Source organism: Bacillus sp. V5-8f (assembly GCF_002863565.1).
In the GTDB taxonomy this organism is placed as follows: Bacteria; Bacillota; Bacilli; order Bacillales; family DSM-1321; genus Peribacillus.
Genome location: NZ_PGUW01000028.1, coordinates 21,393 through 30,798 on the forward strand (window position 1 = coordinate 21,393; position 9,406 = coordinate 30,798).

The window sequence follows — 9,406 nt, forward strand, 5'->3', positions numbered from 1 at the left end:
TCAGTCGATCGCGTTATAAGATTTCCAGCCTGTCCCCCGTTGTGATTCCTGTATCGATTAACGAATCGTATCCCGGGCAAACCAATTGTTTATTTTGGACCCTTATCCAATAGCCTTCCTTCGGATGCTGTTCAATCTTCTTCACTTGCCATACGATTTCTACCACTTTTTTTATAGAAAGGTAGTTTGATATTTGCAAATCAAATACCTCTCCTGTGTAATTCTGTAAATCCACCGTTACTTGAATATACATGCCTATCACCCCACTAAAAGAAGAAGCGCCAGCATCTAGTAGACTGCAGCGCTTCTATCTTCCACTTGCATTCGATTTTGCTCTATTATCCGCGGATTTGGCTTGCAATCTGTTGGTCTGTCTCTTCCAGGATATCGGCAGACTTGCTCAATTGTTGGGAAACTTCTTCAAGCAATGTAGACATCTGAACAAAAGATGGCTTTAGCTCTTCGTATTGCTGCGCAAACGCATCACTGGAAGCACCTTCCCAAATATTGCGCAAATGATCCCTCATATTGTCCAACCGGCTTACCAACTCAGCTACATTGCCGCTCTCTGTGCTGTATTGACCTGCTACAGTGCGAAGTTCACCTGGTGTTACGCGAATATTACCAGACATGTTCTTATTCCTCCTTGGGGCTATGTTACTTTTAATTGTAAAGTAGCTATACATTTTTTGCCAACAGAGAAGGAGCAAAAAGCCAAAAACAGGTAAATTATACTAAAACTATTTTCATAATTCTAATTAATAAAAGACTAATTTCCTGCTTATCTGCTATTTTTCACTTCAAAAAGGAGGCTTTAATTCCATAAACTCAGTTGTTTATTAGTCTTTTTTTGCTAGTTTTTGAGCTTTAAGATCTTATTCTTTTAATTACAATTGGTAACAGGTAATTATTTCGCTAGTTGTATAATTTTCCATGTATTACTTTTACAATAAAGTGTCGAAACCTTTAAACGGTATGATTAAACAATCGTTTGATTAAACACAAGGATCTTGATGATATCGAAAATTCAGCTCTTAATCAAACGTTTGATTAAACATATTTAATATTAAGAATTTTTTCAAAAAAAACAAAAAAACCTTGGCATGAAACTGGTTTCATACTTTACCCTATAAATAAAGCATCGGCTGGCGTTACATCTTTGGTGGCGTGACGGTCGATGTCTTGAAATAAAAAAGGAGGACTTTATAGCCCTCCAGTGCATCCTGTATAATTAATGGAATGTAACGATTTTTTCTAAGTCAAAACGATGATGCGGATATCCTTCAGAATCTGCTTTACCAATGGGTAGAATGCCCGCAAATTTGACATGCCCGGGAAGATTCAGGAGCTCTCTTACTTTTTCCTGATCAAAGCCCAGCATAGGGTTGCTTGAATATCCATATCCTTGAACGGCAAGCATTAAGAACCCGAAAGCTATATTTGTTTGGGTTAATCCCCATTGAGCACGATCTTCCACCGTCATACCATTGAAAAATCCTGACAGATTGGCCACTTCTTCTTCCTTGCGCTCTGGAGGAAGTCCTGGATGTACAGTGTCAGCAATATTTGCAAGTACATCCTCCATATCACTTGTAACCACAATAACCGCAGGTGCTGAAGTCACTTGTTTTTGACCATAAGCTGCTTCTTCCAACTTTTCCTTTAGATCGTTATCTGTCACTACATGGAAACGCCATGGTTGAAGGTTCCATGCACTTGGGGATAAGCGGACCAACTCAAAAATCTTATTTAGGTCTTGCTGAGGAATAGGCTCCTGCTTATATTTGCGAATGCTATGGCGTTTTTCAATTGCCTGTTGTACCGATAGAGATTGTTCTGTTGTGTTCATAGCCATGGTGATCATCCTTTCTAGAAAAAGTCTTAATTATGTTACCCTACCTAAAAACACAATAACCTTTTTTGCTAGTTAAAATTTACACTATGTGGAGCATCAGCCTTGTATTTTTACGGGGCATGTAATTCTTCAAAAAATCAATCACACATGGAATCGGGGCTTTGTTAAAACGGATACTCTCTAGGATTTGTTTGGACAGATATCCATTTCGTTGTGGTAAATTCATGGAGTGCCCATTCGCCGCCATAACGACCTAAACCGGAAGCTTTTTCTCCTCCAAACGCCACAATCGGTTCATCATTTACCCCTTGGTCATTTACATGAATCATTCCTGTGACGATTTGTTTTGCCACCTCTACACCATGTTCAATAGAGCCAGCATGAACCGCCCCGCTCAGTCCATATTCACTGTCGTTTGCTACTCGTATAGCCTCTATCTCATCCTCTACAACAATGACCCCTACAGCAGGCCCAAATATTTCTTCCTGTGCAATCGGCATGTCATTGGTGACGTCTGTGAGGATTGTAGGAGCAAACACATTCCCTTCAATTTCCCCCTTCAAGGCGTAACTGGCACCCATTTCTAAGCTTTTGTCGATTAATTCTTGAATCCGGCCAACTTGCTTGTTATTGATAAGTGGACCCACGACAACATCTTTATCCGCTGGGTTGCCATATTTAATTTGAGATGCTTTGTCCACAAGAGCTCTTAAAAACTCTTCATATACGGGACGCTCCACAATAATACGGTTCAACGACATACATATTTGCCCCGCATTAAGGAACTTACCAAATGTTGCAGAACCGGCGGCTCTTTCTATATCTGCATCCTTAAGTACAATCATGGCATTATTTCCCCCTAGCTCCAAAGCCACGCGTTTAAGATGCCTTCCACACAATTCTCCTATATGTCTCCCCACAGGCGTAGATCCAGTAAAAGAAATAATTTGAGGAATTGGATGTTCAACAAAAGCGTCTTTGATTTCAGACGAACTGCAAACCGTTATATTTAATAACCCTTTCGGAATACCCGCATCTTCAAATAATTTCCCCATAAACAGTCCGCCAGAAATCATCGTTTGCAAATCTGGCTTGATGACTACGCCATTTCCTGCCGCTAATGCAGGTGCAAGGGAGCGCATAGTTAGATGAAATGGAAAATTAAAGGGGCTAATGATTCCCACCACTCCAGCCGGGTTATGGTAAATTCGATTTTCCTTGCCTGGTACAACGGAAGGCATAATTTTCCCATGCATCCTAAGCGGAAACGTCGCCGCTTCTTTCATGATGCCAATTGCCCCGTCAACTTCAATGTTTGCTTTCGTATGAGAAGCACCATTCTCATCGATCAGAATTTTAACGATTTCTTCCCTGCGTTCTTTCAGTAATTCAACAGCCTTTTCCATAATAGCTACCCTATCATAAGCATTGATCTCTTCCCATTCCTTCTGTGCCTCCCGGGCAGAACGATAGGCTTCATCGATATCCTCAGTATTGGCTAAGCGAATCTGTACAAGGGTTTCTTCACTATAAGGATTTTTATCCTCATACACTCTTTCTCCGTTTCCCTCCCTCCATTCTCCTCCAATAAATTGCTTATTCCACTTTTCGTACATTTGGGATCATCCTTTCTTTTGCTCTAATCTTAAGTTTTTGCCTGGGTGAATTTATAACCAATAAGAATGACTGCAACAAAAAAATCGTTGCCGAAAACATTTGAGAAATACCATTGTTTCTATTTTGAACTGTTTTGCAGTTTTTATTTTTAGACTTGCTACCCTGAGACTGGGTGCTATTTGAAGTCCTAATTGTTATTGCTTTAAAGCAAAAAAATACACCAACAATTGTTAAGTGCGTCTAACAATTAAGGGTGCAGTAGTTAACATAGAAGGGTTTGTTGCGAACATTTAGGTGTTTATTGCGAAATATCCGTTTTTGTTTACCGATATCTAGGATTTTGTTCCATATGTTTATTGATTCACATTCCTCCAGTTTTACTCATGTTCATTTTAAATTATTAAGCTCTCCAAAAAATATTATTCCTCCCCGAGCATTGCAACCGGACGAAAAACCTCGTAATGCATATTTTCTTTCGGAACGTTCCATTCATTTAACGCCTTAATCATCGCTTCCATAAAAGGAATGGAACCGCAGAAATAAAATTGGTATTCTTTTGTCGGGATGATAGATTGCAGAAAGTCCAAACCAATATATCCTTCCTTATCATAATTTTTCGCTTTTTTATCCTCTTCGGTAGGTGATGTGTAACAAATATATGATTTTACATATGCCTTGCTTTCTTCTAATCGCATCACATGTTCTTTAAATGGATGTGTTTGGCTGTTGCTTGTCGCATGAATGAAGATAACTTTCCTAGGATCTTTTTCTTCGACAACAGAATTTAGCATGCTTAATAAAGGCGTAATTCCAATTCCCCCGCTAATCAGAACAATTGGCAAATTATCATCAGTGAGAGTAAAATCACCGGCAGGTGCTGAAAACTCAAGTGTATCACCAGATTGGATATGATCATGCAGATAGTTTGATACGATTCCATCTGGCGCCTGGTCATGCTCATCTTCACGCTTCACACTAATTCGGTAGTAATCTTTATCAGGTGCTTCTGATAGGCTGTAATGGCGAATGTTCGTATATTTTTCTCCTGGTATTGCTGCCTTGATTGTTAGATATTGACCAGCTTTATATGAAGCGATCGCTTTTCCGTCTTTAGGTTTTAAATAAAATGAAGTAACCTCTTCACTTTCTTTTTCTTTCCTATCAACATAAAAAGTCCGATAACCTTCCCAGCCTCCTGGTTGTTGTTTTGTTTCTTCATAAAGTTTTTCCTCAAGACTAATAAAAGCATCTGATATATATCCATATGCTTTACCCCACGCTTCAATTATCTCATTAGTGGCAGTATCTCCAAGGACATCTTTCACTGCCTGGAGCAGCGTCTCACCTACAATTGGATATTGTTCGGCTTTAATTCCGATGGCACGGTGCTTTTGGGAAATCCGTTCAATAACAGGTTTTAGAGCATGCAGATTTGTAATATGTTCTCCGGCTGCATAAACGGCATATCCTAAGGCTTCCTGCTGAAGACCCCTTTTTTGATTCGTTTGATTGAAGATGTTCAGTAGGTCAGGAACTTTTTCGAATAATAATTGATAAAACCTTTTCCCTATTTCTTTACTATGCTCTTTTAGCACAGGAGCTGTAGATTGTACGATATGAATGGTTTTTTCATCAAGCATGTAATGGACCTCCGTGTTTTATCAGTTAACTATTGTCGTTGTCGTTACTAACATGCCCAACTTCATACCAATAAAAAACAATTCTTGATATTTTAGGCAATAAAATAAGCAGCTAAACTTCCATTTGGAAGTTTAGCTGCTTATAAGTAAAGATGTTATTCCCTATTGCTTAAAACGTAAAAAATTGATATGTCACAAAGAGTCTACTTTAGTAAGGTGATAAACTCCCTCATGAATGTTGGTAAATCCGGCCATGCCTGACCTGAAACAAGATTTTGATGAGTATGGACGTTCTTGTTGATATACGTAGCCCCACAAGCTTTTACATCCGGCTCGACAGAAGGATAAGCTGTATATTCTCGGCCTTTCATCAAATCTGGAATTACGGTCAACAACTGTGCCGCATGGCAAATCGCTCCAACCGGCTTATTCGCTTCAAAGAAATGGCCCACAATCCTTGGCACTTCATCAAACATTCGGATGTATTCTGGCGCACGCCCTCCCGGAATGATCAATCCGTCGTATTCTTCAGGATTGACATCCTTGAATGCAACATGTGATTCGAGGCGATACGCAGGTTTTTCCTCAAATGTCTCCATTCCCTCTATAAAATCATGACTGACGGTGCGCAGCTTTTTAACAGAAGGGGAGGCGATGGTAACATCATAACCTTCTTCGAGACAGCGATAGTAGGGATAAAATACCTCAAGTGCCTCTACCGCATCACCCGTAACAATTAATACTTTTTTACTCATAAACATACCTCACATTCATCATTTATAAGACTAGATTGACCAGGAATAAAAACATTTATCCTGATTTTCGCGCCCCCTTATAAAAGAGTATCAATCATCACAAACGAAATATTACAAACTCTTCAAGTCCTCATTATTAGAAGTTGATTTGATCCCCGTTGTAAGCAGCAATGTAGATTTTTTTCATATCCTCTACTGATACTTGTCTAGGATTGGATGGAGTACACGGGTCTTCAACGGCTCCCTCGGCCATCTGGTCTAGGTGTTTGTGAAATTCTGCCTCATCCACACCAAATTCCTTTAAAGTGAGCGGAAGACTTAAAGATTTGTTTAAGCGGCGTATCAGTTCTGTTAATGAATCAATTAATTCATCGTCTGTGCTACCATCCAAACCAAGCATCCTTGCGATGTCAGCATACCTTGAACTTTCAGCCTTTCTATTATAATCAATCACATACGGGAGATAGAGTGCATTAGCTGTGCCATGCGGAATTTTAAAAATCGCCCCGCTCTTATGGGAGAGGCTGTGGACAATTCCCAGGAATCCATTTGAAAAGGCCATGCCTGCAATGGCTTGTGCATAATGCATTTCTGCTCTTGCAGCTTTATCACCAGCTGCGGATTTTTCAATATTTTCTACCACCTGCCTGATCGACTGCATTGCCAACGGATCAGTAAAAGAGTTATGCGCAGTGGACACATAAGCTTCTATACCATGTGTTAAGGCATCCATTCCCGTATAAGCTACAATGGAAGCCGGCATGGAATACGTCAACTCAGGATCAATAATTGCAATATCAGGCGTGATCTCATATCCGAATACCGGATACTTAACTCCCTTATCATAGTCTGTAATAACAGAGAATGGTGATACATCGCTGCCTGTTCCACTAGTTGTTGAAATCGCGATGAAACGCGCCTTCTTACGCAATGTCGGCAGTACATTTGGAGCCTTGATTTGATCAAATGGCAGCTCAGGGTTTTCGTAAAAAATCCACATTAACTTTGCCGCATCAAGTGGCGATCCACCACCAGCGGCAATGATCCAATCCGGCTGGAATTCTTCCATCTTCTTGCCCCCGTTTTGGGCGGTTTTTATTGATGGATCGTTTTCAACGCCTTCAATTAGTTGGGTTTCTATGCCAGCCTCACGCAAATGGGATTCGATTTTATCCAAATAACCGGACTTTTTAATCGATTGACCTCCAATAACGATGGTCGCTCTTTTCCCTTCAAGGCTTTTCAATACTTCCAGGGACCCTTCCCCAAAGTAAACATCTCTCGGAATAGTAAAACGGTACATATGTGCTCTCTCCTTTTCTTTAGTAATCGGAACTGTAACAGTTTTCCCCTATAGTTATGTCAAAAAACAAAAATCAACGAATTGTTAAACTTAAGGTCCTCCCTAACTAATTTCTGAACAGACTAAGATCTCACGCTCATATTACATATAACTAAACTGCCCGTTTTTTGATTATTTATCGCCGCAACACGCTACCAAGTTGGTTGGTTGCTCCGCTGCGAATGAGATGGGAGGAAAGGTGTTCCAGCGAAATCATTACTTTTTTCTTAACCAGAACATCGAACAACCTCAGGCGATAAAAGAGGGAAACCAGCACTCCCCCGAATGGAGTATCATTCCAAAAAACAAAGGCAAAACAGAACCCAGGCACAGAGGTTAGTATAATACCTACTTTAAAATGTGAATAGTACGCACTTTTTTATATATAGTATATTTTTATATACCAATTGCTGTTGATGATGTTTTTCAAAGTTCTACTAAAAAAGACCCCCGTCAGTTAACGAGGATCTGTAAGTTTGAACTGGTTTTTTGATAATAGCGATTCAAATATACATTTTTATAGGAGCTTCCTATTTTTCTGAAACAATTAGCTATATGTTCATTCTTCCTATCTACCGAGTCTTGTTAGGTACAAAAAAAGACCACAAGTCTTGACTGATTTATAGTCTTCTTGTGGTCGTATATTAGAATACATTGTTACTTCATAGACGCAGTTTTATCTTCTGGAGTGTTAATCACATTCTCCATATAGTTTTTTCCCCATTCGTACATTGAATCAAGAATTGGCAACAACGTCTTTCCCTCTTTAGTCAGTGAATACTCCACTTTTGGGGGCACAACAGGGTATACTACACGTTTTACAATTAAATCATCTTCCAGCTCTCGAAGCTGATTCACTAGCATTCTTTGTGTAATCCCCGGCATAAGTGATTTCAATTCACCAAACCGCTTGGTCCCTTCTTTGCCTAAATGCCATAAAATAAGCATTTTCCACTTCCCGCCAATAACAGAAAGGGTCAATTCTTTTTCACAGTTAAACGTTTTGTCTTGCATACGTGCCATTTGTTTCACCTCCGATTCTACCAAGTATAGCACTTAGTATACTTTTTGACACTATGTAAAAATAATGTGCGTACTTCCATGCGTTTAACATACAAAGTATACTAGCATCTGTACGATTATTAGAACGTAAAAGTACTATTGAAACCAAATAATGATGTGGGAGTGAAATATTGTGGAATTACAATTAGCATTAGACTTAGTTAACATTCCAGAAGCTATTGAATTGGTAAAAGAAGTAGAAGAGCACATTGATATCGTAGAAATCGGAACACCGGTTGTTATAAATGAAGGTCTTCGAGCTGTAAAAGAAGTAAAAGCTGCGTTTCCTAATTTGAAGGTATTAGCAGACCTTAAAATCATGGATGCGGCTGGCTACGAGGTTATGAAAGCATCTGAAGCTGGCGCTGATATTGTTACTATTCTTGGCGCTGCCGAAGATCAATCCATTAAGGGTGCAGTAGAGGAAGCCAAAAAACAAGGCAAGAAAATTCTTGTTGATATGATTGCTGTTAAAGATCTTGAAGGCCGTGCGAAAGAATTGGATGAATTCGGCGTAGATTACATTTGTGTTCACACAGGTTATGACCTTCAAGCAGTTGGACAAAACTCCTTTGAAGACCTAAAAACAATCAAGCGTGTCGTAAAAAATGCAAAAACTGCAATTGCTGGAGGCATCAAGTTAGAAACACTGCCTGAAGTAATAAAGGCACAGCCTGATCTAGTTATTGTAGGTGGCGGAATTACCGGAAAAGAAGACAAAAAAGCAGCCGCAGCCGAAATGCAGAAATTAGTTAAACAAGGCTAATTAACTGCTCAAAACAAATGGCACCCTTCTTGTAGCAGGGTGCCAAATTGTTGCTTACCTCTAATAACTTTCCTAATTTATACAGTTTATAACTTACACTAGGACAGTTTCAACCCTGTTGAAAGTCATTTTCCTTCCCTGACCCACGGATTTTTTCCTTCATGGTCTTAATGAAAGACATTTTACTTACAAATCCAAGTATCTAGCCACAAACTATATTAAGATGTTCAACCTAGATATCTGCAGTTGTAAATATCATTGGTATAGTGATTTGACAATGTAGTTGATAAAGATTATCATTATCAATATAACTCCCATCTTAAATAGCATAAAAGCCTCTTCCTCTTTGATCTGACCCAATAAAGTTAG

Annotated in this window: 9 protein-coding genes; 1 reads left to right on the forward strand and 8 read right to left on the reverse strand. The window is 39.3% G+C overall.

Annotated elements, in window-relative coordinates; translation table 11 throughout:
• Nucleotides 1-13: 13 nt before the first annotated feature.
• From yukD to CUU64_RS21585, 8 genes are all read right to left on the reverse strand, one after another.
• Nucleotides 14-253 (reverse strand): ESX secretion system protein YukD, encoded by a 240-nt coding sequence (yukD, locus tag CUU64_RS21550; protein ID WP_101635723.1) that lies wholly within the window; start codon nt 251-253, stop codon nt 14-16.
• Nucleotides 254-338: 85 nt separating this feature from the next.
• Nucleotides 339-632, reverse strand: coding sequence for a WXG100 family type VII secretion target (locus tag CUU64_RS21555; protein WP_101635724.1), 294 nt, complete (start codon nt 630-632; stop codon nt 339-341).
• A 599-nt stretch (nt 633-1,231) separates the two neighbouring features.
• The gene (locus tag CUU64_RS21560; protein ID WP_257985627.1) at nt 1,232-1,855 is read right to left on the reverse strand and encodes a nitroreductase family protein; all 624 of its coding nucleotides are present in this window, start codon (nt 1,853-1,855) and stop codon (nt 1,232-1,234) included.
• Between the two features lie 164 nt (nt 1,856-2,019).
• Complete coding sequence (locus tag CUU64_RS21565; protein WP_101635725.1) at nt 2,020-3,471, reverse strand: aldehyde dehydrogenase family protein; 1,452 nt, start codon at nt 3,469-3,471, stop codon at nt 2,020-2,022.
• 420 nt (nt 3,472-3,891) lie between these two features.
• Complete coding sequence (gene hmpA / locus CUU64_RS21570; RefSeq protein ID WP_101635726.1) at nt 3,892-5,112, reverse strand: NO-inducible flavohemoprotein; 1,221 nt, start codon at nt 5,110-5,112, stop codon at nt 3,892-3,894.
• A gap of 203 nt (nt 5,113-5,315) precedes the next feature.
• On the reverse strand, nt 5,316-5,867 hold the full coding sequence (locus CUU64_RS21575) for a DJ-1/PfpI family protein (RefSeq protein ID WP_101635727.1): 552 nt from the start codon (nt 5,865-5,867) through the stop codon (nt 5,316-5,318).
• Between the two features lie 136 nt (nt 5,868-6,003).
• Nucleotides 6,004-7,170 carry an iron-containing alcohol dehydrogenase gene (locus CUU64_RS21580; RefSeq protein WP_101635728.1) on the reverse strand — a complete coding sequence of 389 codons (1,167 nt, stop codon included), beginning with the start codon at nt 7,168-7,170 and terminating at the stop codon, nt 6,004-6,006.
• 696 nt (nt 7,171-7,866) lie between these two features.
• Nucleotides 7,867-8,232 (reverse strand): winged helix-turn-helix transcriptional regulator, encoded by a 366-nt coding sequence (locus CUU64_RS21585; protein WP_101635729.1) that lies wholly within the window; start codon nt 8,230-8,232, stop codon nt 7,867-7,869.
• Between the two features lie 172 nt (nt 8,233-8,404).
• On the opposite strand from CUU64_RS21585, the gene hxlA reads away from it, so the two are divergent.
• On the forward strand, nt 8,405-9,037 hold the full coding sequence (gene hxlA / locus CUU64_RS21590) for a 3-hexulose-6-phosphate synthase (protein ID WP_101635730.1): 633 nt from the start codon (nt 8,405-8,407) through the stop codon (nt 9,035-9,037).
• Nucleotides 9,038-9,406: the final 369 nt, after the last annotated feature.

What these genes read in the sequence shown, in the direction of transcription:
- CUU64_RS21555 (WP_101635724.1), bottom strand. Translation starts at nt 632, where the DNA reads ATGTCTGGTAATATTCGCGTAACACCAGGTGAACTTCGCACTGTAGCA.
- CUU64_RS21565 (WP_101635725.1), bottom strand. Translation starts at nt 3,471, where the DNA reads ATGTACGAAAAGTGGAATAAGCAATTTATTGGAGGAGAATGGAGGGAG.
- hmpA (WP_101635726.1), bottom strand. Translation starts at nt 5,112, where the DNA reads ATGCTTGATGAAAAAACCATTCATATCGTACAATCTACAGCTCCTGTG.
- CUU64_RS21575 (WP_101635727.1), bottom strand. Translation starts at nt 5,867, where the DNA reads ATGAGTAAAAAAGTATTAATTGTTACGGGTGATGCGGTAGAGGCACTT.
- yukD (WP_101635723.1), bottom strand. Translation starts at nt 253, where the DNA reads ATGTATATTCAAGTAACGGTGGATTTACAGAATTACACAGGAGAGGTA.
- CUU64_RS21585 (WP_101635729.1), bottom strand. Translation starts at nt 8,232, where the DNA reads ATGGCACGTATGCAAGACAAAACGTTTAACTGTGAAAAAGAATTGACC.
- CUU64_RS21580 (WP_101635728.1), bottom strand. Translation starts at nt 7,170, where the DNA reads ATGTACCGTTTTACTATTCCGAGAGATGTTTACTTTGGGGAAGGGTCC.
- CUU64_RS21560 (WP_257985627.1), bottom strand. Translation starts at nt 1,855, where the DNA reads ATGGCTATGAACACAACAGAACAATCTCTATCGGTACAACAGGCAATT.